The organism is Nostoc favosum CHAB5714, assembly GCF_020829495.1.
In the GTDB taxonomy this organism is placed as follows: Bacteria; Cyanobacteriota; Cyanobacteriia; order Cyanobacteriales; family Nostocaceae; genus Nostoc; species Nostoc favosum.
Genome location: NZ_JAIVFQ010000018.1, coordinates 43,771 through 68,452, shown reverse-complemented (window position 1 = coordinate 68,452; position 24,682 = coordinate 43,771). Strand labels below are relative to the sequence as shown.

Below are 24,682 nucleotides of genomic sequence, written 5' to 3'. Positions count from 1 at the left end.
GTTATAAACTATAATTTATGGCATCTACTATTCAAGCTCTACCAACAGAAGTCGTATATCTCATTACAGCTGGTGAGGTAATCGACTGTTTCGCTTCTGTGGTGCGGGAATTAGTAGAAAATTCCCTAGACGCAGGTGCAACGCGAATTGTGGTTTCTTTATGGCCGCAGCAATGGCGAATTCGTGTGGCAGATAATGGTTGTGGAATGAACCTAGATGATTTGCAACAAGCAGCCACAGCCCACAGCACCAGTAAAATTCGTTCTAGTGCCGATTTATGGAAAATTAACAGTTTAGGATTTCGTGGTGAGGCGTTACATAGCTTAACGACTCTGGCAGATTTAGAAATTTTGAGTCGTCCTGTGGGTGGAAAATTAGGATGGCGAATTAGCTATGGCGATGGTGGGGAAGTTGTGCAAGTTGAAGTAACTGCGATCGCACCTGGTACAGTGGTGACAGTTTCTCATCTTTTCGGTAATTGCTCATCTCGTCGTCAGGGATTGCCCACAGCAGCACAGCAAATGAAAGCCGTGCAAGCCACAATTCACCAAATCGCCCTGTGTCATCCTCATGTTACTTGGCAGATTTGGCAAAATGACCGTCAATGGTTTACCATCTCTCCCGCCGCGACAACTGGGCAATTGCTACCGCAGATTTTACCCCAAGTGCGACAAGGTGATTTGCAAGAAGTCAAACTCGAAATACCCAACCCTCCGAACTCTTGTACAGACGCGATGAATCGCGTCTCTACTCCCAACTCCTGTACAGACGCGATGAATCGCGTCTCTACTCCCAACTCCTGTACAGACGCGATGAATCGCGTCTCTACTCCCAACTCCTGTACAGACGCGATGAATCGCGTCTCTACTCCTAACTCCTTACTCACTTTAGTGGTAGGATTACCCGATCGCACTCATCGTCATCGTCCAGATTGGGTACGTGTAGCCATTAACGGACGGATGGTTAAGACACCAGAACTAGAGCAAACAATATTATCAGCATTTCACAGAACATTACCACGCGATCGCTATCCAATTTGTTTCTTACATCTTGCCATTTCCCCAGATCAAATTAACTGGAATCGCAATCCAGCAAAAACAGAAATTTATCTCAACGAAATCATTTATTGGCAAGAGCAAATTACCCAAGCTATTAACCAAGCACTCAGCATTTCTTCTAGCAATCTCAAAGAAGCTGTCCATACAACACGAGTTAGTAAATTACTCAAAGCCGCAGAAGCCAAAGGCAGCTACAATTTCAATTCTCAAAATCCTAACCCTTGTACAGACGCGATTAATCGCGTCTCTCCTAACTCCTTAAAAGCTGTCGCTCAAGTTAGCAACACCTATATTGTGGCGGAACATCCAGGTGGTATATGGTTAGTGGAACAGCACATTGCCCATGAGCGAGTTTTGTATGAGCAATTGTGTGATGATTGGCAACTTGTCCCCGTCGAACCGCCAATCATTCTTTATCAATTGTCGCCAGCGCAAGTATCGCAACTGCAACGCATCGGTTTAGAAATAGAACCCTTTGGCGAACAACTTTGGGCAGTGCGAAACATACCCGCACCTTTGCAGCAGCGAGACGATTGTGCAGAAGCAATTTTAGAACTTAGTTGGGGAGGCGATTTACAAACAGCCCAAGTAGCTGTCGCCTGTCGCAGTGCCATTCGTAATGGTACACCTATGAACCAACAAGAAATGCAGACACTTTTAGATGATTGGCAACGCACTCGCAACCCTCGCACCTGTCCCCACGGACGCCCAATTTATCTATCTTTAGAAGAATCAGCTTTAGCGCGGTTTTTCCGGCGGAATTGGGTAATTGGTAAAAGTCATGGAATTTGACTTTTTATTTAAATTATCTTAATTGTTAATTATCTGTGCCACCGCAACAGAAATATCTGGAAATGCCAGAGGTTGAATTGTTCCCGTAGTCAATGTTAGTTTTGTGGCATACTCTCCGTCTAAGATTTCCCGAAACACCACTAAGTGTAGCTTTTTGAGATTGACAACCCAATACTCTAAAATACCTGCTTCTGCGTATATTTTGCTTTTTCTCTGTAAATCTTTTTCTAAACTGGAGTTAGAATACTCAATTAACCAGAAAATATTTTCTGGATAGGGATGATGCTCTCGATACTCGCGTCCTAAACGTTGGACAATGGCAATATCTGGTTCTGGTTCCGAGTCGTTGGGTAATGTGATAGGCTTGGCATGACGAATTTTGGCACGTTCAGCCAATAACTTTGCCAGATACTCACCACTTTCATCACTACAATAAGCATGGGGTTCCCCTTCCGGCGACATTTCGACAATTTCTCCCTTAAGTAGTTCTACTTTGCGATCGCTCAAAATGCCAGCATCAATCATGCGGTGATATTCGTCAATCGTCCACTTTGCAAGAATAACAGTCATGACGATTGATTCCTCCCAATGATTATTGATATTTTCCCATCTTAAACGTATTTTAAAGGAAGCCGCTAGCGCGTATGTAGCCGTATAGCCAAGACTTACAATCATTAGGGTTGTAGTCAATACTGCGTAGGTTTTGAGTCGATCCCCCCAACCCCCCGATAAATTGGCTTGCTCAAAATATTGCCCTTTCAAATTTTACGCCAATAACACAAAAACTCCACTTCCTAAAAGATAGTGGAGTAATTAATGTTAGACTATCAGTAATAGAATCATCGTTAAGATTACTATTTACACTGCAAAAACTAAATTAGTCTAAAGCTTTCTTAAGTTCATCTTTAATGTTTTCTACAGTGTGAGTAGCTTGGGCTTGGGCTTGCTTTGTTTGTCCTTCAGCCTTATCTTGTGGATTGCCGGTTATTTCACCCACAACCTCTTGAATTTTCCCTTCAATATTTTTTGCAGTAGCTTCTACTCTTTTTTCAGCACTCATGGTTTTTATTTCCAGCTTGTAGTTGATTCAGCTATTACATAAACTAACAGTAGTGTATTATTTGTGACTTCCATCAACCGAGAGAAGAATTTGTTAGATTATGTATCTTAAGATAGATACGGGCTGCGACAGAACACCCGACTGAAAAAATATGAAGATATAGCAGAATTCAGAATTCAGAATTCATACCGTTTCTTTGTGAAGCTGCGCCAAATCTCTTAATTTCTTATTTCTTGGCGTACTTGGCGTACTTGGTGAACCAGCGCTGTAGGCGGGTTTCCCGCCGTAGGCGACTGGTGAACCCGAAGGGCGGTTCGTTCTTGCAGTATAGGCGCATCTTCATACAGAATTAGTATCAGAATTTAGAAGTAAAACAGGCTTTATATCTGGCTTTGAGATTTAGCTTGTGTACAACACTTTCCTTAAAATCTCCTGTATCATAAATTCGCGGTGTTCAAATCCCCGGTTTCTTTGAGAAGTTGGGGATCTAACTTTTCACGAATAATTTAGGACTGCTATATACATATTCATAGAGAATTAATATAAGTCAAAGCAAATTTTCAACAAAAGGAAATGGCAACAAAACGTCAAAAAAAAGTATGGAGGAGTGAGATTAATGACATCATACGGGGTGCTTGCGGAGGTTTTTTATTTGGTATACCTTTACTGTACACAATGGAGGTTTGGTGGATTGGCTCATTGGTAAAACCACAACTGATGATGATGGCGATCGCATTCATGTTTATTGTGGTTTACTTGCTGAATCACACAGAAGGCTTTCGGAAACGCAGATATAGCTGGCTAGCTCCTCAAGCCGTAATGGATACCGTAGAAGCGATCGCGATCGGGCTAGCTTGCTCTGCCTTTGTGCTGCTACTATTGCGAGAATTGACCCCAGAAACTTCCCTAAAGGAATCTTTAGGTAAAATCATCTTTGAAAGTGTGCCTTTCACCCTCGGTGTAGCATTAGCCAACCAGCTTTTGGGAGATACTAGAAATGGCAATGCAAAATCACAAGCAAGCGATCGGGTAAATAGCACAACCAAGAACAAAGGGGATGAGTTACACGCCACCTTTGCCGATGTGGGTGTAACCCTGATTGGTGCAACCATAATTGCATTTAACATAGCTCCAACAGATGAAATTCCTATGCTTGCAGCCGCCGCCTCGCCACCTTGGCAATTGGCAATGATCGCCACATCTTTGCTGATTTCTTATGGCATTGTATTTGAGGCAGGCTTTTCTGACCAGCAAAAGCGAAGACAGCAAAAGGGAATTTTCCAACGACCATCAAGCGAAACCATTATGTCCTACCTAGTATCACTGCTAGCAAGCGCTTTTATGCTGTGGTTTTTTCAAAAGTTAACTTTTAGCGACCCTTGGACAATGTGGTTAGATCACACCTTGATGCTGGGCTTACCTGCAACTATTGGCGGTGCAGCCGGAAGGTTAGCAATATGACTAAAACAGAACAACCAAAGCGTTCAATTGCAGAGTGGGTAACATTCAGCGTCGCCTCACTTATCGTAGCAATCATTGTGAGTTTGGTGGGCTACACTTGGCTGAACGAAAAGAATCAACCTCCCATTGTTTCTGTCAGCAAAAAACAAACAATTCGGGAAATTAATGGGCAATTTTATGTTCCCTTTGAAGTCGTAAATAGTGGAGGAGATACAGCCGAGTCAGTTCAAATTATGGCTGAGTTACTGATTAACGGTAAAGTTACAGAAACAGGAGAGCAACAGATCGATTTTTTATCTAGTGGGGAAAGTGAAGAAGGTGCATTTATATTCAGCCAAAACCCGCGCCAAGGTGAGTTAAATCTGCGTGTTGGTAGCTATAAATTGCCCTAACGAAGATTTAAAACCGCAGATATAGCGATTCTCACGGGTAGGGACACGGCAATGCCAATAGGTGTCAACCTAAGCTCAAACGCTTGTCCCACATACGCTTTACCCCACCCCCAACCCCTCCCCGCAAGCGGGGAGGGGAGACAAAGCACAGCTTTGGCGGGGTGGGGTTCTTCGGGTTTAATAAGTAATCAAGCGGACATGATATTACTCATGCGGCTGACAATTCAGGTTATGTGGAAAAGCCCGCGAAAACCTAACACCCTAGATTCAGATCCCTCCTGAATAGGAGCCACCAAATTTTTTGGTGGGGGTCTTAAACTCAAGTTCGCTACGGTCACGGGCAGAGAACTTTCCATCAGAATTCCCTTCTGCCCTCTGCCTTTCTTGATAATTTATTTTTTGGAAATCTTTAAGCTTTAACCTTAGCTTTTGACCAAACCCCATTTTCATCTTCATCATATTGCTGATGAACAGACTCCCAAGCGGCTTGTTCAGCAGTGAACTCGTCATTTTTCTCATTGAAGACAGTATTATAGCGCTCAATGAATGTGCGTTGAGCTTCATCAGAAAGATGAGCGCGAACTTCAGGAGACAAGTCTTCTGGGCTGTTGCACTGTCCAGGACAAGGACGAGCAAAGGTTTTTTCAATTGTGTGAATTTCTTCGCCACCAGCACTTTCGAGCAACAATTGAAATTCGCCAGTGCGATCGCTCGGAACTTCTGCCATCACTAAGAACTCGCCAGCTTGTAAGCGGGTTTGGTAGATAGCCGCTTTATCTTCTGGCATCCCCAAAGTAGTTAAAACCGATACTAGACCGGCACCTGCACTACCTGCGATCGCTCCACTAGCAGCCCCCAACAGCACTGCACCAATAGGCCCTGCTGCCACGATTGGGCCGACAAAAGGAATAAACAGTACGCCTACACCCGTGAGCAAGCTGAGAAAGGAACCAAACAAGGAACCAAAAACTGCTCCTGTTCTTAAACCTCCCAGAATCACATCTTTTTTACTAATAAAGCCAGCGATTCTAGTTTCGGACTGGAAATTTCTACCCATGACCGAAATATGATCTCTAGGCACACCCCTGTCTAGTAAACGCCGAATCACATCATCAATTTGCTTCTGCTCTTTAAATACAGCAGAGATAGTACGTTCTGCTTTATATACTTCTGACACTTAAAACCCCCTGTTTGGCTTGTATTATCTTGTTTCTGCAATGAATATGGTGAATAGATAGATGCAGGCAGATTAATTCCTTCATACCAATTAGAAGGAGAAATCAATCCTCCTTCTCACTGGTTTCACAGACAACCATCCTCTACTCAGACGTTATGAGCTACACACCTACAGGAGTCTTAGCCCCTTCTGCTGGCTGTCTACCATCTGGGCCCAGTGCTTCGCCTTCAATGAATGAACGCAGCATCCAAGCCATTTCCTCATGCTGTTCCATCAGTCCAGTCAGAAAGTCAGCAGTTCCCTGATCGTGGAACTGGTCACCAGACTGATCCACATGGTCTCTTAAGTTACGAATAACCTGCTCGTGATCATTCACTAGATTAGCTACCATCCCCGTTGCTGTGGGAACATTACCAGCATGTTCTTTGAGGCTAGCAATCTTAAGAAATCCTTCCATTGTGCCAACTGGATAACCGCCCAAAGCACGAGTCCGCTCTGCCAAAGCATCAATATTTAGAGTCAGCGTTTGGTAGTGTTCTTCCCAAAGCTGGTGCAAAGAGCGGAACTGAGGCCCAACGACATCCCAGTGATACTTTTTGGTTTTCACCAACAGTAGATAAGCATCTGCCAAATCTTGGTTTAACAGATTAATTACACCTTGACGCTGTTCTTCAGTCAAACCAATGTTTATCGAACGCATTGTTTTCCATCCCTAAGCAAACTTATCCATTAATTTCTCAAATTTCAGATAGATTCCACATCAACCAAAGGTAACATTGTCGGCTGAAATTAATTATATGCCTATGCCTTAATAGGTAGTGTTAAGCCAATATTCTAGTAATTAGCGAACTTTATTGATTTTTTGGCTACAACAATAAAATATACTAAATATAATTATCAATTAAGATATCTTTAATCAAAACTATGCAAACCCAGTTTCACCATAGATGCTCAAGGGTGAATATATTTTTATAATTAAATTGTAGCCGTCAGGTGAACAATACTAATTAGTAATGGGTAACTGCTTTTACGCAATCACCCATTACTATCGAAAAATTACCAGAACTATTAATTTAGTTCTTACCTGTAACTTTCTCCAATGCATTCTTTATATTTTCTTCCACTGAGGTTGCACTCTGGGAATTTTCTGGACGCTTCTGCTTGTCAATATCAGCAGCTCCCTGAACCTCATTAAGTCCTTCGTTAGTCTCTTTTTGAGTCTTTTTCAATCCTATTGGTGGTGCTTTACCGGCTTCATCAGTTTTGGCCTGAATGTCAAGCAGTTGTGTAGTACCTTCGGTAGGGTCACTTTGGTAACTATCGATCGCAAAAGCAGGAAAAGCACTAGATAACAATAGTAAGGCGCAAGTAAAAGCCACAACTAGGAAGCGTACTGGACTTAAGACAGAAGCAATAAATTTCATTTGAAATCCTCAATAACAGCTTTAACAACGCAGAACTTTGACTGAAATAGCGGCAGATCACACCTTACTTGGTAAAGAGCAATAATAAAAAGAGCCAGCTACGCTTCAATCGAAAGTTTTTTAGAAACGAACCTGACGAAGAAATTGTCTTAGGATTTCTGCATTGAACTAGTTAAGGCATAATAAGCAAATACCACCTTAATTCTTTAGCAAAATCATTACGTTTTTTATTGACAATCTTCTCTCAAGGTTCCCTGTTTTTACTTGTACTTTGAAAATGCTAACGCCTGCATCAATCTCTAGAATGAAATTTACTATATCTTTAGTTGTAATAAAATCAGTCTCTAGGTATATCGACTTAATATAGTTTTGGCAAGCTAATGGCTCTACTATTAAGCTGATATGCGTCTAAATTATATAAACATTCTTTATAATCGTTGACGGTTGACGGTTGACGGTTGACGGTTGACGGTTATCGGTCATCAGTCAACCGTCAACAGTCATCAGTCATCAGGTAAATGTACAAGTTAAATGCGTAACAGCTTATCTTCAGTAGCTTGACTTTATCCAATCAAAGGACTTTAAGGGCTATACCCCTTAACCGAACCTTATTGTGAGTGGAGGAGCAAACACAAAATTATGCCCCTCTGCTCTTAATAGTCCCCATTGACAATTTTTTCTAAACTTGATAAGTCTGCCTTATTACCTCTTCTATAGAACTTACACGATGAAACATTTGTATTAATTCATGGGATCTTGTTTTTCGCTTCGCCAGCATTACTTTTAACGGCGTTAAATAATGAACATCTGCGTCATCTCCCAAAGCAACTTCGGCCGCTTGCAAGACTTTTGTCGCATTCCCAAAAATATCCTCGTTATCAAACCCTTCTTTTGCAGAAAGTTGGTGTAATGCTGCATCGGGTACACTTGCTCTACCCAGCAAGGTTTCATCTAACACCAAACCTTTTAATAATGTCAGTAAAGCTGCATAGATTAAAAAGTTATCACAACTATCACAAGCCTTAAATTCAATGCGTCCCACTTCAGCCGGAATGCGGGCAATTTTTGTTAAGGAAGGTGTGCTATCAATCAGTTCTTCCTGTTTCTGAACAAAAACTAAGGCTGCTGGTCTTTTTCCAGTTCTGATAAACGTTCGTACTGATAGCCCATCCCATAAACCTCCCTTATAAAAAGGGGAACTATAACTAAAAGGGACGATATAAGGACTATAATAAGTTAACTTTCTGCCAATATCAATTACACGTTCAGTAGACAAATCTGCCACAGAAATATTTAAATCTGGGCCGTATGACACCATGTGAATATTAGCAGTTTGTTCGTCAGGATAAGCCTCTAGCTGTTTGATTTCATAATCATTTAATGGGGGTTGAGGCTCAAAAACCGGATTGTATGGATTAAAACTAACCAAAACTGGTGATAAACCAAAGTTAGCAGCAACCTCACGTAACAAGTGAAAACTTTCTGATAATTCAGTAATAGCGCCTTGAATATCAGAATGTATAGTCGTTCTAATTTCGATACCTTTAACATGACAGTCTATCACCTGATCGGAATCTGCAAATCTTTCAAATCCCTCAATGTACCATCTCTTCATCTTAATACCCGCATCCCCGACGCGCAGTTGAGAATAGTCGTTAGGGTATGTAGGTAGCCTTTCAATAATTTGATTGAAATCAGCAAATTTGGTGTGGGAAAAATCAGCAAACTTTCCTTCTTTGTTTAGGAAAGCGACTTCATGTTCAATGCCAAATAAAAACATTATGTATACCTTAATTGCTTAGAGCTAACCTAATTTAACTAATGCCAAACGAGACGAATCGCACAGAAGAGGAAATAACATCAGTAAACGATTCATTAGAGAAAAACGTCGGCGATATTTAGTTGGCAGATTGGCATAATTACAGACTTCCATGACTTCGTAACATGAATTCCAGTCTTTAATCTTATGAATATTTGAGATACACCAATCAAATTTTGCCGAAGTGTATTTGAGTGAGTCATGGTGTTTCTGATTCTTCACAATTAGCGGTGACAAGGAATCAAAGGCAAACCACGAACCAGGAAAATACTGCAAAAGATTAGCAAACAATAGCTTCACTTCCTGTTCATTGAAATACTGCAACACGCCTTCGGCGACAAACATAACAGGTTGTTTAGTAGTGGACTTGACATGCTCAATCCAATTGCTATCTAGGGCAGAAGCCGTGATTAATTTACGGCGTTCCGTTTCCTCAAAAAACTGTCGTCGCAGAACCATGACATCCGGTAAATCTATGTCAAACCAGCAAACCTTGCCGTTATCTACTCGCTCAAAGCGTGTGTTCAGTCCTGCACCAATCTCGATAACGGAACCTTGCGGATGTTGATTGAGGTAGGTACGTACCCAGTTGTCGAGGATAGTTCCTCGTAAACAACAGCCTATCTGAGAAGATTTTGCAGTAGTAAATTTATCAAATTCGTAATCTATCGCTGCAAGAATCTCAGATGATTTCGGGTCTACTATAATTGGATCTGCTGCCTGAAGCTCACAAGCTCTAGCCCAGAGGGGAATTAATAGTGTTTCTTGAATGACACCGAGGTGAACTTTGGTTTTATTCATCAATACCTCCACAGCACAGTTATATCTTGCTTTTCTGTTAAAGTAGAAAGAATTCTCAAGATAACTCTCAAATGGATTTTACGCCAAGACCGACTATTGGAATTTGGAAATTTCTCTGGTTTATTTCTTGAGGCAGCGATGCCTACGCACTTTCTTGATTATTCTGTATTGCCTCCACTATCTTCATAGTCGCTGGGTAGGGTAGCTTAGTAGTGACTGAGGAAAGCTTGAGACGTGAGTTTATGACAAGTACCGTTCAATCCCCATACAGCAACGAACAGATTGCCGCTTGGTTGCGTGGGCTGCTCACCATTGCTTGGGCAGATGGTAATTTTGATGCCCAAGAACAGGAATTAATTGCCAGCATCACCAAAAATGAATTAGCTCCTAAAATTAAATGGGACTCACTAGAGGTAATTACACCAGAAGAATTAGCCGCAGTCTTGGGTAAGGGTACGCCAGCAGCGGAAAATTTCTTAAGGACAGCAGTAATGGTAGCGATCGCAGATGGCACTTATTCTCCCAGCGAAGATCAGGTTCTGCATCAGTTCTGCCAAGCCTTAGAACAGCCAGAGAATTTACTAGAAGCCCTTCGCCACACCCTAGAACACCCACAGCTTACCCCCACTATCGCCAGCACCGAGCTTACAAAGCGTCAAATTGATGCACTACACCCCCTGCGCGACTGGCTGGATCGGCTAGATATCCAAGACCCAAGAGTAGCCCGCTTTTTGTGTAAAATGATTCCCTCCCAGTGTCCATTTGAGCGGGATGTCACCTTATTTGGACGAAAGATTGTCCATATACCGCCGATGTGTAAAATCAACCCCTTGTATGAGCAACTGGTGGGCTTACGTTTCCGCGCCCTCTCTTATCTGGCAGATAAATGTGGTGAAGATGTTTCACCATATATTTAGTCATTAGTCTTTAGTCATTAGTCATTAGTTAAGAAGGATAATGTCAAGTAGGAGGTTTCAAGAATTACGGGTTTATCAACTGGCAGAACGATTAGCTGACGACATCTGGAAAATTGTTAATGGATGGGAGTCATTGCCACAAGATACAGTAGGTAAACAGATTGTCCGTTCAGCCGATAGTATTGGTGCCAACATAGCTTTATGAGTAGGACGAGGGAGTTATCAAGACAATCGACGATTTGTCAGAATAGCAAGAGGATCTTTGTATGAAACTCAACACTGGCTAAGACGAGCATATAGCCGTAATCTGTTAACAGATCAACAAGTAGATGCACTCAAGCTAATCATTAATGACCTAGCACCTCAATTAAACGCCTACCTAAAATCAATTGGCAATGTTCCAGATGACTAATGACTAATGACTAATGACTAATAACTAATGACTAATGACTAACTATGCAATTTATCGACCAAGCAAAAATTGAAGTTGAAGCTGGTAAGGGCGGCGATGGTATTGTCGCCTTCCGGCGAGAAAAATACGTGCCGACTGGTGGCCCCTCTGGTGGTAATGGGGGAAGAGGCGGTTCGGTATTTTTCGTTGCCGACGAAAACCTGCAAACCTTGCTGGACTTCAGATATAACCATCGCTTTCAGGCAGAAAAAGGGACTCGTGGTGGGCCAAATAACTGCACTGGAGCAGGAGGAAAGGATTTAATCATCGAAGTTCCCTGTGGTACAACCATTTATGATGCTGAAACTGGCGAATTGCTGGGGGATTTAACTGAGCCTAAGCAGACTTTGCTGATTGCCCAAGGTGGTAAAGGTGGCCTGGGAAATCAGCATTTCTTGAGTAACCGTAACCGCGCCCCAGAATACGCTCTCCCAGGATTACCAGGGGAAATAAAACAGCTGCGCCTAGAGTTGAAACTTTTGGCAGAAGTGGGGATTATTGGCTTACCAAATGCTGGTAAATCCACTCTAATTTCATCTTTATCAGCAGCACGTCCAAAAATCGCAGACTACCCTTTCACTACCCTCATCCCAAATTTGGGTGTAGTGCGTAAACCTACTGGCGATGGTACTGTTTTCGCCGACATTCCCGGATTAATTGAGGGAGCGGCTCACGGTGCAGGACTGGGACACGATTTCTTGCGCCATATCGAGCGCACGCGAGTGCTACTTCACTTAATTGATGCCACTAGTGATGATGTGGTTAGAGATTACAACACAATTAAGGAAGAATTACAAGCTTATGGACGGGGTTTAGCAGAACGCCCGCAAATTTTAGCGCTGAACAAAATTGATGCAGTTGATCGGGAAACTGTCGATTTGGAGGCGTTAGCCACCCAACTTAATCATCTCTCCTACGCCCCGGTTTTTGTGATTTCAGCAGTTACCCGCACCGGGTTAGAGCCGATGTTACAAGAAATCTGGGGAATTCTCGACCAAATGAAGGTTCCTCAAGAAGTGGAGGTATTTAGATAATTACTAATTCGTAATTCGTAATTCGTAATTACTACTTCCAGAAGGGTTTGAAACGGAAGTAGGTGCTGGCAGGGGAAATACTTTGTTTTTACTTACGGTCTTAAAATTACGAATTATGTTGACGGATGCTGAATTAGGGGAATCTTAATCACAAACTCAGCGCCTTGTCCTGACTGCGAATGATTATTTCAATATTGATACAAATACTTAAAAGCCTTGTTTGCTCGTAAAAAAACGGAGTTAAACTAGAACCACAGGGTAACAATCAGAGGAATTTTATGATGAGCGATCGCGACTACACATTAATCATTGACAAAAGCGGTAGTATGTCCACACCCGACCAAGTGGGTGGTAGAAGTAGATGGGACATAGCCCAAGAGTCTACTCTCGCTTTGGCAAGAAAGGCTGAACAGTTTGACCCCGATGGCATTACGGTGTACGTGTTTTCCGGTAGATTTAAACGCTACGATGATGTCACTTCAGCCAAAGTCGCGCAGATATTTCTCGAAAATGATCCTGCTGGAACGACAAACTTAGCAAGTGTACTTCAGGATGCCCTAAATAATTACTTTCAACGCAAAGCTGCCGGTAAAACCAAGCCAAACGGAGAGACAATTTTAGTCATTACCGATGGTGAACCAGACGATCGCAAAGCTGTGTTTGAAGTCATCATTCATGCGACTCGCCAGATGGAACGTGATGAAGAATTAGCAATTTCGATTATTCAAGTGGGTTCAGATACCCAAGCAACTAAGTTCCTCAAAGCTTTGGATGACCAGTTGCAAAGTGTCGGTGCTAAATTTGATATTTGCGATACCGTCACTTTAGACGACTTAGAAGAAATGAGCCTTGTAGATGTATTGACGAACGCAATAACTGACTGATGTGTTGCTCGCCCATAGTCAAGTAACCAATTTTAGATTTTAAATTTTGGATTGAAGGATTTAAAATTTAAATCTGGTTTCACGACTAGTTTAAACTATGAAATTCAAATCCCAAATTTCTTTCCAATACCCTATCTTTAGGTTAACAATTAATCTAAAATCCAAAATCCAAAATTGATTGACTATTAATTGGAGATTGAATAATGCTAGAAAATCGTGATTATACCTTGATTATCGATAAAAGCGGCAGCATGGCAAGCAAAGATCAAAAGGGTGGTAGAACTAGATGGGTTGCAGCACAGGAATCTACTTTAGCTCTAGCTAGTAAGTGTGAGCAATTTGACCCAGACGGCATTACTATTTATGTATTTTCTGGTAAATTTAAACGATACGAAAATGTGACATCCGGCAAGGTAGCACAAATTTTTCAAGAAAATGACCCCTCTGGTACAACTGACTTAGCGGGCGTATTAAAACATGCAACTGATGATTACCTTCAACGCAAAGCAGCCGGTCAAATCAAACTAAATGGTGAAACAATTTTAGTGGTTACTGATGGTGAACCGGACGATCGCAAAGCAGTAATGAAGGTAATTATTGAAGCTTCTCGCCGCATCGATCGAGATGAAGAATTAGCTATTTCTTTCATTCAAGTCGGCACAGATCCCCAAGCTACCCGTTTTCTCAAAGTCTTAGACGATGAACTCCAAAGTGCTGGTGCTAAGTTTGATATCTGTGACACCATTACTATGGAAGATATGGAAGATTTGAGTCTATCGGAAGTGCTACTCAATGCCATTAATGACTAGCTATACTATTTATTAGGAATTACCAAAATGGATTCCATTGATAAGCTATTAGCTGAACTCCAAACCGAATACAAAGAAGTACAAACTCAACAGCAGCAGTCAAAATCAGCCACAGCTAAATCGTTTATGCCATCATCGCCAAAGTCGGCATCTTTCATGGATAACCTTTTGGCAGAAATTAAGGCTGATTTTGCCGAAGAGGATGCTGCTATTGAGTTAAAAAGACAGCAAGAACTAGAACAAGAACGAATTCGACAAGAACAACTCAAAGCCAAACAACTAGAGGCTTTGAAAGTGGAAGCAAAAGAATGGTTAGCCAAAGTAGATCCACTTTCTTCCGAAGGGCTTTGGTTTGAAAGGTTTGCTGAAAGTTACTCCTCAAAATTAGAGGCAGCGATTGAATATTTAAGAAACAACGAATAAAATAATTCGTAATTCGGAGAAAGCTGCTAGCTAAAATTATATAGCCGTTCCCATTCAGATGCGGTACAACATTACATCACGAGGTGTAGGGGCACGGCAGTGCCGTGCCCCTACGGGTGTACCTCATATCATGTTCGCTTGATTACTTATTAAACCCGAAGAACCCCACCCCGCCAAAGCTACGCTTCGTCTCCCCTCCCCGCAAGCGGGGAGGGGATTAAGGGGTGGGGTGCAATGACTGTGGAAATCATAACTAATTATGCGAACATGATATCACGTAAACGAGAACCGCTATAAGTTAGCAATTGTTATTTATTACCTGTGCTCAATATTGATGGTGATTTTTTAGAGCTAACCGTTGCACAGCCCATTCATGCATAGCATAGAGAATTGGTTGTAAAGTTTCTCCTAAAGGCGTCAGAGAATATTCCACCTTGGGTGGAATTTGGGGATAAACTTCTCGAAGAATAATACCGTCTTCCTCCATTTCTCTGAGTTGCTGGGTAAGCATCTTTTGCGTAACTCCAGGTAAAGCCCGTTGCAACTCACCAAACCGTTTTACGCCAGTCATTAATTCTCTAATAATCAAAACTTTCCAGCGTCCGCCAATCACCTTTAAGGTAGTTTCTACTTCACAAGTCAGCCTGCTATTGTTTTCTGCTTCAGCTTTCATAGTTAGTTTTTAGGAAAAACCTTACTCAGGTTTGTTAGGTAGTACTTATACTTCCAAGTATAGGTACATCCACAACACTCTACAAGATTTAACTGCTCTGTTTGATGGACTAAAGTTTTTTGAAAATGTGAAAAGCTGAGATATATGACAGATGAAGACTGCCTCCAAAGTCATCTTCTATTGTGTGCCTCAATCCTGCAAATAATGCTTCTTTGCTGTGTGAATCTAACTTTAGGTAAGGTGAGTAAGTGTTTAAAAGCATTAAATATTCATCAACATTATATGTTACTTCAGAGAGAAATTGTCCCGATATTAAATCTTTAAATTTCCCCGAATCAATTGCCATCTCTCCTAATCCTCTCAATATCTCTTCTTGCGTTTCTCTGTTTTCATATCGATCGAGAGATGGAGCATATAGTTGATAGATTCGGGATAAACGTTGATACACCTCATACGGGGGTTGAAGTTCCTTGTTCCATAGTAAAATTAGGTAGCCACTTTCATGTAAGGCATTTGCTGCTTTTGGATATCCTATTTCTGGTGGTATCCAATGAAAAGAACTCGCTGCTAAGACGGCATCAAATTCAGAAGTTTTTAGCGTCCACTCTTCAAAAGATGTATTCTGAATCTCTACATTAGGATACGGTTGACAATTCTGTTGAGCTAACCGAAAAAAATCTGGGTTGGGTTCTAAGCAGATCATTGAGCAACCCAATTGAGCGAATGCTACCGTTGCAGTTGCAGGGCCACATCCCACTTCTAGAATTTTTGAGTCAGTGGAGAGTTGAGCAACTTCCATAGCTTGGTGAATTAAATCCTCACGATAGCGGGGTCGTACCTTGTTGTAAGCCTCTGCTGCCGGAGAATACCAATTTTTGCGCTGTTCGAGTTCTCTACTGGAGTAGCTGATTATTGTTTGTTTTAGGTCTTCCATAATCTACTTGGAGATAGTGCATCATACGAATTCACGAAAACCTTGATACATATAGATTTATCGTAGGTGCATGGCATTGTTCCTACCAATATATTTGTATCATTATTAAAGCAGAATAATATCAAGGAAAGAAGTGTGGAATTAGCTTGAAAGGCAAGGACAAAGCTCGTGCCTTTCAAGCTAAATGTTGAATTTTCACAAATTTGTGAACATTAGATACTCAAGAATATCTATAATTACGTAGCTACCAACTCAGAATCGATTTCCGACGGCGCACTATCCTGGACTAGCGATCGCGTTTCACCATTACGCTGGAGAATACCGCCAACCATTGCCAACAAGGCGTTTACCTTGCGGGTTCGCCACATATCTACGAGTTTTTGCACTTCAGTCGCAGACATCCGTCGCATCATCGCTTCGTAGAGATAAGCAGCATGTCCAGTTTCATCTTGGGCAATACAAAGCATTCCTAACTTCAAGTTACGAGCGGTTGACTCGTTATCAGGTAATACTTTCGCCATTCGCGCAAAGTCTTTACTAGCATCTAACTCAAGAATGTATGTGCTAGCCATAAACACATCCCAGTCAATAACAGCCGGTTTTAGCTGTTCTTGGGTGTAGCCTTCAAAGAATGCTGCGAAAAAGGGACTACGCTGTTGTGATTTTTTTGTAGATGTAGTTTGGGGTTGACCCTTGAAATCTATAACTTGTTTATTCAACTGTTGTAAGGCGTGGGCAAAAATTTTACCATGCCTAGTTTCATCTGATGCATGTTTTGCTAGTTTTTCGGCTAGCCATGTATCGCCTTCAGCAGCTGCGCGATCGCTAAGTGCAGATAAAAACGGCACAGAACCAGATTCGGCCAACTGAAACCCCGCAAGGATATTAGGGCGGGTTTTAGAATCACGAATTTGAGCAGCAGAGTAATAGGCAAAAGCACCTGAACCAGCTAAATGCAGAACGTGAGTCAAGAAGTTCATCAGAAATTCCCGCCGACAATTGGAAGGTTACAATTCTTATACTAATCCGCATTTTCTATAGTGTGCCGCCAGAGGCTCTTACCATTTGGAATTTTCAATTGCCTGTGGCAATTATGTCAACGGTTAACAAATATAGCGGTTCTCGAATGGAAGCAATACACTTTGACCTCACTTCCATTCCTCTCTCCTAAAAGGAGAGGCTTTGAATCTTACTCCCCAACGCTACAAGGGTTGGGGCTGGGGGTTAGGTCTGTATTGCACTCAACAGAGAAGCGCTATATATCTTTGCATTTTGCTAGTATCATCCCACAGAGGTAATTTGGTAACTTTGGATGGAGAAATTAATTAAACCAGTGCGATTTTGGCTTTGTGCAACTATCCTAATTTTAGGTTTGATAGGCTGCAATCGCTTTATCGGTACTTCTGGAGAACCAGTTGAGCGAGTGAGTGATGGCGATACTTTAGTAGTGAAAGATACCAATGGCAAAAATCTTACCGTGCGTTTTGCTTGTGTAGATGCGCCAGAAATAGCTCATACTAACAAAGAAAAGCAGAGTAAACGCACTAGCGATCGCAATCAATTTACTTGGGGTGTGAAAGCCCAAGAACGGGTGCAAGAACTGGTGCAACAAGGAGGCGATCGCGTGACTTTGAATATCACCGATAGCGATCGCTATGGACGTAAAATTGCCGAAGTTCGTTTACAAAATGGCACTTTTGTGCAACAGGTATTGTTGCAAGAAGGATTGGCGAAAGTGTATCGTCCCTATTTAAACAAGTGTCCTAGCAAAGACTTAGTTCAACAAGTCGAAGCTAAAGCGAAGGAACAACGGCTTGGTATTTGGAGTGATACTAAATTTGTGAATCCTTGGGAATATCGCAGCCTATATAAAAAAAAGTAAAAACTCTAGCTGTTTCTAACTGAATACACTAAATTTTGTAGCATTGCATATTTGCATGATGATTCAGCAATTTCCAAAATCCCCCCCTGCCCCCTACTCTTCTCCCCAAGTTTGCAGTTGCAAATAAATTAGTACCAGCGTCGCTGCTAGTAACACCGTTGCGGCGGCCGCTGCATAACCAAAATCAAATTGCCCAAAAGCCTCTTGGTAAATGTAGTAAACTAACAAATTAGTCGAATTCAGTGGGCCACCGCCAGTCATCACAAAAACTTGCTCAAAACTCCGCAATGTAAAAATCGCGGTAGTGATGACTGCAAATATCACAGTCGGGCGCAATCCAGGGAGAGTAATATACCAAAATTGTTGCCAAGCATTTGCTCCATCCAAATCTGCTGCTTCATAACGACTGGGAGGAATTGCTTGTAACCCTGCTAAAAAAACTACCATATTGAAACCGAGTTGTTTCCAAATACTCATTAAAATAATTACTGGCATTGCCCAAAATGTGTCTCCTAGCCAGGCTATGTCTGGAATACCGAAAAAATCTAAAAGTCCGTTCACTGGCCCTAATGTTTGAAACAGCCAGCGAAATCCCAAACCGGCTGCTACAAGTGAGATAATTGAAGGCAGAAAATAGGCACTTCGCAAGATGCCCCGCAAGGGAATGGAGCGGTTTAATAGCACTGCCAATCCCAAAGAGATAACTAAACTGGGAATGATAGTGGCAACAGTAAAATAAAAGGTGTTACCCAGAACTTGCCAGAAGTCGGGGTTGAGTAGCAAGCGCGAATAGTTTTTTAAGCCTATCCAATAAATACCTTTTAGAGTGAAACTACCAGCAGTGAAACTGAGGTAAAACAAATAAGCGATCGGCCAAATGATAAAAACGCCCAGCAAAATTAGTGCTGGTGTGAGAAAAATCCAGGCAGCTACTGTATCATTATCCAACCAGGACTTAGTATTAGTATATTTTTTTTTCATCTATAATTAACCCTCTTAGCTGTTATGACCTTCCGCCCTGATTCTACCCTTAGCTTGGTTTCTCCCAGCATTAGCGATATTTGCCAACAAGTCGCCCCTCTAAAACTGGGAATTATGGCTTCTGGGAATGGCAGCAATTTTGATGTAGTTGCCCAAGCTATCCAAAATGGGCAGCTAAATGGCCAAATTCAAGTTTTAATTTACAATAACCCCTCGGCGAAAGCAGCCGTAAGAGCAGCCAATAGAGGTGTAGAAGCTGTTTTATTGAATCACCGCAACTATAAAAGCAGAGAAGAGTTTGATGAGAAAATTGTGCAGACATTGCAGCACTACGATGTGGAATGGGTGATTTTGGCAGGTTGGATGCGATTGTTAACATCAGTTTTCATCGATGCCTTTCCTGATAAAATTATTAATATCCATCCTAGTTTGTTACCTAGTTTCAAGGGAATCCATGCTGTAGAACAAGCCTTGGCATCTGGGGTAAAAATCACTGGTTGTACAGCGCATATAGCTTGTTTAGAAATGGACAGTGGCCCAATATTAATGCAAGCCGCAGTACCAGTATTGCCCGATGATACAGCAGAAACACTCCACGCCAGGATTCAAATTCAGGAACATCGGATTTTGCCATTAGCGATCGCTCTAGCAGCTTCTTCGTCAAAATGATAAGCTTTAGTAGCTTGATACGCTTGTGGTTAAGAATATTTGTAGGTTGTGGTTGAGGAACGAAACCCAACTATTGCAGGGTTTGTTGGGTTTCGTTCCTCAACCCAACCTACACATTTTTCTTTTTTGGGCTTAACCGAACCGTATTATATCATGTCCGCTTGATTACTTATTAAACCCGAATCAGCCCACCCCTTAATCCCCTCCCCGATGCCTTGGGGAGGGGAGACAAAGCGCAGCTTTGGCGGGGTGGGGTACAATGACTATGATTCCCACAATCATTGCACCCCACCCCTTAATCCCCTCCCCGCTCTTCGGGAGGGGAGACGAAGCGTAGCTTTGGCGGGGTGGGGTTCTTCAGGTTTAATAAGGAATCAAGCGGACATGATATTATATCAAGTCTGGTTAATCAGTTATGATTACCCCATCTGTGCAAAAATCCCAAAAGCCTCTTTCCCCAAGCTTTGTGCCCCCTGCGGTCTAAATGATAAGTTTTTACCCGCACATGATATTAGACATCTGGTAAAAATTAAATATGCGTTACCCAGAACCCTTGTAGAGACGTAGCAGTGCTACGTCTCTACGTTCTTTTTCGCCAGATGTCTATTGCATCCTCTTCCATAAAGCTATTCACCAGAGTTAGCTTCAGTAGCTTGATATGCTTGTAAAAGCCTAGCATGATCGAGAGTAAATCCTACTTGCATCGCTATCTGGGTAAATAAATCAATCTCAGGCTGTTGCCAATCACGGGGGCCAGAACACTGATGTGCAACTAACAAGCCAAACAGCTGCTCATCTTTGATAATGGGTGCTATTAAATTTGCTTTCACACCAAAGGATTCGAGCAGGGTAACGTGACAATCAGCCAAACCGGCCTCATAAATGTTGTTTATTGCGACAACACGACCAGACTTGTACTTTTCTATATAGTTTTCAGTGAAACAGGGGTCGTAGATTTTAGACCGCAAAACTTTGGGATAACCTGGAACTACTGATTCAGCAATTATAATTCCGAACCAATTAGCGTAAAAGCTATAAACCAATACTCGGTCAACACTCAGTGCTTTGCGAACCTCTTCCACAGTGGTTTTGATGACATCCTCTTCGTTAAGCGATTGGCGAATGCTGCGGGTAATATCCACCAGTAACTGACTTCGCCTACTTTCAGCTTCGATTCGTTGCAGGAGTCTTGCATGGTCGAGAGCAAATCCCACTTGCATCGCTATCTGGCCAAATAAATCAATCTCAGATTGTTGCCAATCACGAGGTTTGGAACACTGATGTGCAATTAATAAACCAAATAGTTGTTCATCCTTAAGAATGGGGGCAACTAAATTTGCTTTGACAGCAAAGGATTCGAGTAGGTTAATCTGATAATCAGCCAAACCGGCTTCGTAAATGTTGTTTATTGCTAAAACGCGACCAGACTGATAATCTTCTACATAGCCTTGACCAAAATATAGGTCTTGGATTTCAGATCGTAAAACTTTTGGGTAGGTGAGGACAACTGATTCGGCAATCACAGTTCCAGAATAATTAGCATTAAAGCTATAAACCATCACTCGGTCAGTACTTAGTACTTTACGAACCTCTTCTACAGTGGTTTTCAGGACATCCTCTTCGTTGAGCGATTGGCGAATGCTGCCGATAGTATCCGCCAGCAACTGACTTTGCACACTCTCAGCCTCGATTCGTTGCACGAGCCTTGCATGGTCGAGAGCAAATCCTACTTCCATCGCTATTTGGGCACATAAATCAATCTCAGACTGTTGCCAATCACGGGGTCTGGAGCATTGATGTGCAACTAATAAGCCAAAAAGCTGTTCATCTTTGAGAATGGGTGCGACCAAATTTGCTTTCACACCAAAGGATTCGAGCAGGTTAATATGACAATCACGCAAACCAGCTTCATAAATGTTGTTTATGGCTTGAACGCGACCAGACTGATACTTTTCTACATAGTCCTGAGCGAAACATGGGTCTTGGATTTCAGACCGCAAAACTTTGGGATAACCTGGAACCACTGATTCTGCAATCACTGTTCCAGACCAACTAGCGTCAAATGTATAAACTAGCACGCGATCGCTGCCCAGTGCTTTACGAACTTCTTCCACGGTGGTTTTGATGACATCCTCTTCGTTAAGTGATTGGCGAATGCTACGGGTAATTTCGATAAATACCTGAGCTATATCTGCCTTCGTATCAACCTGTTCTAGAAGTTTGGTGTAGTCAAGGGCGAATCCTACTTGTATAGCTATCTGAGTGAACAAATCAATCTCAGACTGCTGCCAAAAGCGAATTCTAGAACACTGATGTGCAATCAATAAACCGAATAGCTGTTTGCCTTTGAGAATAGGTGCTACTAAATTAGATTTGACAGCAAATTGCTCTAGCAACTCAATATCATCATCACTGAGATCGGCTTGATAGATATTATCAATAGCACGGATGGAACCATTCTGGTATTTTTCTATATACCCTGCCTCGAACCCAGGCTCAGAGACTGTAACCCCTAATATTCTTGGTAAACCAGGTGCCACTGACTCAGCGATAAAAGTTCCATTACAATTGGAGTTGAAGCAAAAAATGCTTACGCGGTCAATGCTTAAAGCTTTACGAATTTCTTCTGAGGTAATTTTGAGAACATCTTCTTCATTGAATGATTCTCGAACCCATCGCGTAACTTTCATCAATAGTTGGGAGTAATCAGCTTCGGTTTCTTTTTCCTTTATCAAAACTGAAAGCAGCTCTGTAAATAAGTTTATGTTTCTCTCTAACATCACTAATTCATCTTCGTTAGCGATGAAATATTGAGTAAACTCACTGTCTGGACGCAGCTTGTTTTTGATACTATTAGAAATTGCCGCAGCTTTACTGACTCGACTAATAGCTCGATTAGTCACAAAAACAGCGATCGCACCTGTTAAAATTGCTGTTACTCCCATACCAGTTAACAAGAGTGACAATTGTCTTTGTAGAGCTAGTTCAGTTTCTGTTGAACTTGCTGCACTCTCAAGTCTGACTTGCGGAATTTGTTTGGTAATTAAATTAATGCCATAGTAGTAAGTAGCTGTTCCAATTGCAACCACAGGAAGGATACTAATGCTTAGTGCCCAAACAATCGCTTTAGTTTTTAAACTCCATTTTTGTTGCCACAGCCTTTGTTCACGATTTCGTCTTGCTTGGTTTTGAGAAAAAGACTGATTCATAAATGAAACCTGGATTGCTGCAATTGAGAATCAAGTAAATAACCTCTCCACCAAATTCTACACAAAACTTATTAAACAAGGATTGGCTTTCAGGCTTATTTTGAGGGACTAACCTTTTACATCGTGCCCCATAAAGCTTTTGTTGCCTTTGACCTCAAAAAAAATCAGGTCTGATTAACGGGCTTGTTAACAATAAAATGGCGATCGCTTTGTTTAATGTCTTATTTTCTCATCAGGTGTTGTAGTTTTCTGGCAAAACAGCCAAAAATTCTTTCTTTTTCAACAAGAGTCATACAGACTTATCAGAGTTAGCCTCCCCCCTCAGAAAGAGAAGGAACAACGCGAAAATAAGCCTTTAAGCCTCTTGACAGAGAGAGACTTACTACTCACCTTCCTTAGATTTGTGTAGCGGCACGAAGTGCAGGAAGGAGTTTGGGTTTAAATATGTTTATTGTAGTCTACTTGACTAAAAATCTCTGTAGCTCCAATTACATAAACACGCTTTATAAAAAATTTCTAACACATAATTAAATCTGAAGCTATATTTAATATAACTTAAGCATAACTTATAACTTTTGAAGTTGTAGTTATAAACGCTCATCATACTATAAATAAAGTTAAAACTGTAGTTAATACAACTTAAGCAGTAATTATAAATACTTAGGACTTACGCACTGTACAAATGCATCGTGATGTGCATTACCTAAAATAGGTTATTTCAGGCTTTCTTAATTATCCTGCGATCGTAAATAGACCATGCTGTAGGGGCACAGCATTGCTCATTGGTGTCAACTTAAGCTAAAAGTAGCTTAACTGAAAGCTTGACTCACCCGCCTCGAACTAAAGTTCTTTGGCTTTTAGCTAAAGTCTACTGAAGTAGACTAAAGATTTTTTGCTATATTTAGTCATCAAGAGATGACTTGAGCTATTAGCAAGGAACTTCAGTTCCTTGCGGGACATGGCTTTTACGTTAAGTTGACACGTATGAGCAATGCTTAGCCCTTACGAAAGATATGGTTTTTAACTTGCTTCATATTTGGTCTTTCTTGTCAATGCGTAAGTCCTAATACTCATAAGTTTATAAGTAAAGTTGAAGCTGTAGTTAACACAACTGAAGCATAACTTATAAATATTTATTCTATGGTTGATAGTGTGCGATGCCTGGGTTGGGCTACGCCTACGCACTAATTCCTAGAAGCTCAAAATTTATTTTTTAATTGTCGCAATTGCGACATTTTCCAGAAATAGCTAGAAATCCAATTGGTAATAATGTGAGCGACAATCGGCACTAATAAGTTGCCAGTGAGCAGGGCACTATATGCGAATATCATCCCGACAATTGTTGCCCAAATCACATAAGGCCATTGTTGAGAACCGCTAAAATGCAAGATGCCAAAGCAAAGACTGGATACAATCACAGCCACATGATCCAAGCCTAAAGCTGGCAGCATTACACCTCTAAATAATAATTCTTCACTCAACCCTGGTAGTAACCCCAGCCAAATTAAGTCTGGTAAGGCTAAGGGCCTCAGTACCACTTCTAGATAATAATCTGCACTTTTACGATAGGCAGTCCAAACGCGATAAGCTACGCCACTTAACGCGGTGATGGCGAATCCCAACCCTACACCCAACACCAACTCTCTTTGGTTCAATTCCCAAGAAAATAGGGAAAAGTTGCCAAGGTATAACGACAGTTTGGCGACTATCAACAAAATGATTGCAGTCGCTCCCATCGCGCCAAGTACTTGGATGCGCGTCAGGTATGGAATTTCTGGCTTTTGCTTTTGTTGTTCAATCACGGGTTTTTAAGAAAGAGGGGGCATTGGGCA

General features: G+C 41.6%; 23 protein-coding genes and 1 pseudogene. 11 read left to right on the top strand and 13 right to left on the bottom strand.

The annotated features are described in order from the left end of the window. Positions 1 to 17: 17 nt before the first annotated feature. Complete coding sequence (gene mutL, locus LC586_RS14795) at positions 18 to 1,850, top strand: DNA mismatch repair endonuclease MutL (protein WP_229485541.1); 1,833 nt, start codon at positions 18 to 20, stop codon at positions 1,848 to 1,850. 18 nt (positions 1,851 to 1,868) lie between these two features. Here the strand turns inward: mutL and LC586_RS14790 are convergent, their stop codons facing one another. Together LC586_RS14790 and LC586_RS14785 are read right to left on the bottom strand one after the other, a co-directional pair. Then, entirely contained in the window at positions 1,869 to 2,420 is a 552-nt protein-coding gene (locus LC586_RS14790; RefSeq protein ID WP_229485540.1) for a Uma2 family endonuclease, read from the bottom strand. Between the two features lie 307 nt (positions 2,421 to 2,727). Then, positions 2,728 to 2,910, bottom strand: a complete 183-nt coding sequence (locus tag LC586_RS14785; RefSeq protein ID WP_100901031.1) for a CsbD family protein — start codon at positions 2,908 to 2,910, stop codon at positions 2,728 to 2,730. 573 nt (positions 2,911 to 3,483) lie between these two features. Here LC586_RS14785 and LC586_RS14780 point away from each other — a divergent pair. Both LC586_RS14780 and LC586_RS14775 read left to right on the top strand, forming a co-directional pair. After that, entirely contained in the window at positions 3,484 to 4,371 is an 888-nt protein-coding gene (locus LC586_RS14780; protein WP_229485539.1) for a TIGR02587 family membrane protein, read from the top strand. Then, a complete protein-coding gene (locus LC586_RS14775; RefSeq protein ID WP_229485538.1) occupies positions 4,368 to 4,763 on the top strand; it encodes a TIGR02588 family protein in 396 nt (131 codons plus the stop codon). Before LC586_RS14780 ends, LC586_RS14775 begins: the two co-directional genes overlap by 4 nt. Positions 4,764 to 5,172: 409 nt before the next feature. Here LC586_RS14775 and LC586_RS14770 read toward each other — a convergent pair whose 3' ends face one another. The 5 genes from LC586_RS14770 to LC586_RS14750 form a co-directional block, all read right to left on the bottom strand. Then, positions 5,173 to 5,940 (bottom strand): ChaB family protein, encoded by a 768-nt coding sequence (locus tag LC586_RS14770; protein WP_229485537.1) that lies wholly within the window; start codon positions 5,938 to 5,940, stop codon positions 5,173 to 5,175. Between the two features lie 160 nt (positions 5,941 to 6,100). Further along, positions 6,101 to 6,640: a Dps family protein gene (locus LC586_RS14765; protein ID WP_229485536.1), complete on the bottom strand. Its 540-nt coding sequence runs from the start codon at positions 6,638 to 6,640 to the stop codon at positions 6,101 to 6,103. Positions 6,641 to 7,013: 373 nt separating this feature from the next. Beyond that, the gene (locus LC586_RS14760; RefSeq protein ID WP_229485535.1) at positions 7,014 to 7,364 is read right to left on the bottom strand and encodes a hypothetical protein; all 351 of its coding nucleotides are present in this window, start codon (positions 7,362 to 7,364) and stop codon (positions 7,014 to 7,016) included. Positions 7,365 to 8,043: 679 nt separating this feature from the next. Further along, positions 8,044 to 9,144 carry a glutamate-cysteine ligase family protein gene (locus LC586_RS14755; protein ID WP_229485534.1) on the bottom strand — a complete coding sequence of 367 codons (1,101 nt, stop codon included), beginning with the start codon at positions 9,142 to 9,144 and terminating at the stop codon, positions 8,044 to 8,046. 24 nt (positions 9,145 to 9,168) lie between these two features. Continuing rightward, positions 9,169 to 9,984 carry a class I SAM-dependent methyltransferase gene (locus tag LC586_RS14750; protein ID WP_229485533.1) on the bottom strand — a complete coding sequence of 272 codons (816 nt, stop codon included), beginning with the start codon at positions 9,982 to 9,984 and terminating at the stop codon, positions 9,169 to 9,171. Positions 9,985 to 10,226: 242 nt separating this feature from the next. Here LC586_RS14750 and LC586_RS14745 point away from each other — a divergent pair, with 242 nt between their 5' ends. The 6 genes and pseudogenes from LC586_RS14745 (at position 10,227) to LC586_RS14720 (ending at position 14,502) form a co-directional block, all read left to right on the top strand. Beyond that, entirely contained in the window at positions 10,227 to 10,901 is a 675-nt protein-coding gene (locus LC586_RS14745; protein ID WP_229485532.1) for a Mo-dependent nitrogenase C-terminal domain-containing protein, read from the top strand. Positions 10,902 to 10,941: 40 nt separating this feature from the next. Next, positions 10,942 to 11,313: pseudogene (locus LC586_RS14740) on the top strand (four helix bundle protein). Between the two features lie 44 nt (positions 11,314 to 11,357). Next, positions 11,358 to 12,386 (top strand): GTPase ObgE, encoded by a 1,029-nt coding sequence (obgE, locus tag LC586_RS14735; RefSeq protein ID WP_229468622.1) that lies wholly within the window; start codon positions 11,358 to 11,360, stop codon positions 12,384 to 12,386. 278 nt (positions 12,387 to 12,664) lie between these two features. After that, the gene (locus LC586_RS14730; protein ID WP_229485531.1) at positions 12,665 to 13,270 is read left to right on the top strand and encodes a vWA domain-containing protein; all 606 of its coding nucleotides are present in this window, start codon (positions 12,665 to 12,667) and stop codon (positions 13,268 to 13,270) included. Positions 13,271 to 13,473: 203 nt separating this feature from the next. Next, entirely contained in the window at positions 13,474 to 14,079 is a 606-nt protein-coding gene (locus LC586_RS14725) for a vWA domain-containing protein (RefSeq protein WP_229485530.1), read from the top strand. A 27-nt stretch (positions 14,080 to 14,106) separates the two neighbouring features. Further along, positions 14,107 to 14,502 carry a salt stress protein, Slr1339 family gene (locus LC586_RS14720; protein ID WP_229485529.1) on the top strand — a complete coding sequence of 132 codons (396 nt, stop codon included), beginning with the start codon at positions 14,107 to 14,109 and terminating at the stop codon, positions 14,500 to 14,502. A gap of 325 nt (positions 14,503 to 14,827) precedes the next feature. Here the strand turns inward: LC586_RS14720 and LC586_RS14715 are convergent, their stop codons facing one another. The 3 genes from LC586_RS14715 to LC586_RS14705 all read right to left on the bottom strand — a co-directional run bounded on the left by LC586_RS14715 (position 14,828) and on the right by LC586_RS14705 (position 17,089). Then, the gene (locus LC586_RS14715; protein ID WP_229485528.1) at positions 14,828 to 15,175 is read right to left on the bottom strand and encodes a winged helix-turn-helix transcriptional regulator; all 348 of its coding nucleotides are present in this window, start codon (positions 15,173 to 15,175) and stop codon (positions 14,828 to 14,830) included. A 109-nt stretch (positions 15,176 to 15,284) separates the two neighbouring features. Then, positions 15,285 to 16,109: a class I SAM-dependent methyltransferase gene (locus LC586_RS14710; RefSeq protein ID WP_229485527.1), complete on the bottom strand. Its 825-nt coding sequence runs from the start codon at positions 16,107 to 16,109 to the stop codon at positions 15,285 to 15,287. A gap of 236 nt (positions 16,110 to 16,345) precedes the next feature. Beyond that, positions 16,346 to 17,089 (bottom strand): ferritin-like domain-containing protein, encoded by a 744-nt coding sequence (locus LC586_RS14705; RefSeq protein WP_229485526.1) that lies wholly within the window; start codon positions 17,087 to 17,089, stop codon positions 16,346 to 16,348. Between the two features lie 332 nt (positions 17,090 to 17,421). On the opposite strand from LC586_RS14705, the gene LC586_RS14700 reads away from it, so the two are divergent. Beyond that, complete coding sequence (locus LC586_RS14700; RefSeq protein ID WP_229485525.1) at positions 17,422 to 17,991, top strand: thermonuclease family protein; 570 nt, start codon at positions 17,422 to 17,424, stop codon at positions 17,989 to 17,991. Positions 17,992 to 18,084: 93 nt separating this feature from the next. Here LC586_RS14700 and LC586_RS14695 read toward each other — a convergent pair whose 3' ends face one another. After that, positions 18,085 to 18,972, bottom strand: a complete 888-nt coding sequence (locus LC586_RS14695) for a carbohydrate ABC transporter permease (protein ID WP_229485524.1) — start codon at positions 18,970 to 18,972, stop codon at positions 18,085 to 18,087. A 24-nt stretch (positions 18,973 to 18,996) separates the two neighbouring features. Here LC586_RS14695 and purN point away from each other — a divergent pair, with 24 nt between their 5' ends. Further along, the gene (gene purN, locus LC586_RS14690; RefSeq protein WP_229485523.1) at positions 18,997 to 19,641 is read left to right on the top strand and encodes a phosphoribosylglycinamide formyltransferase; all 645 of its coding nucleotides are present in this window, start codon (positions 18,997 to 18,999) and stop codon (positions 19,639 to 19,641) included. 626 nt (positions 19,642 to 20,267) lie between these two features. Here purN and LC586_RS14685 read toward each other — a convergent pair. Then, entirely contained in the window at positions 20,268 to 22,850 is a 2,583-nt protein-coding gene (locus tag LC586_RS14685; RefSeq protein ID WP_229485522.1) for a GAF domain-containing protein, read from the bottom strand. Positions 22,851 to 24,049: 1,199 nt separating this feature from the next. Then, complete coding sequence (locus tag LC586_RS14680) at positions 24,050 to 24,652, bottom strand: CPBP family intramembrane glutamic endopeptidase (protein WP_229485521.1); 603 nt, start codon at positions 24,650 to 24,652, stop codon at positions 24,050 to 24,052. Positions 24,653 to 24,682: the final 30 nt, after the last annotated feature.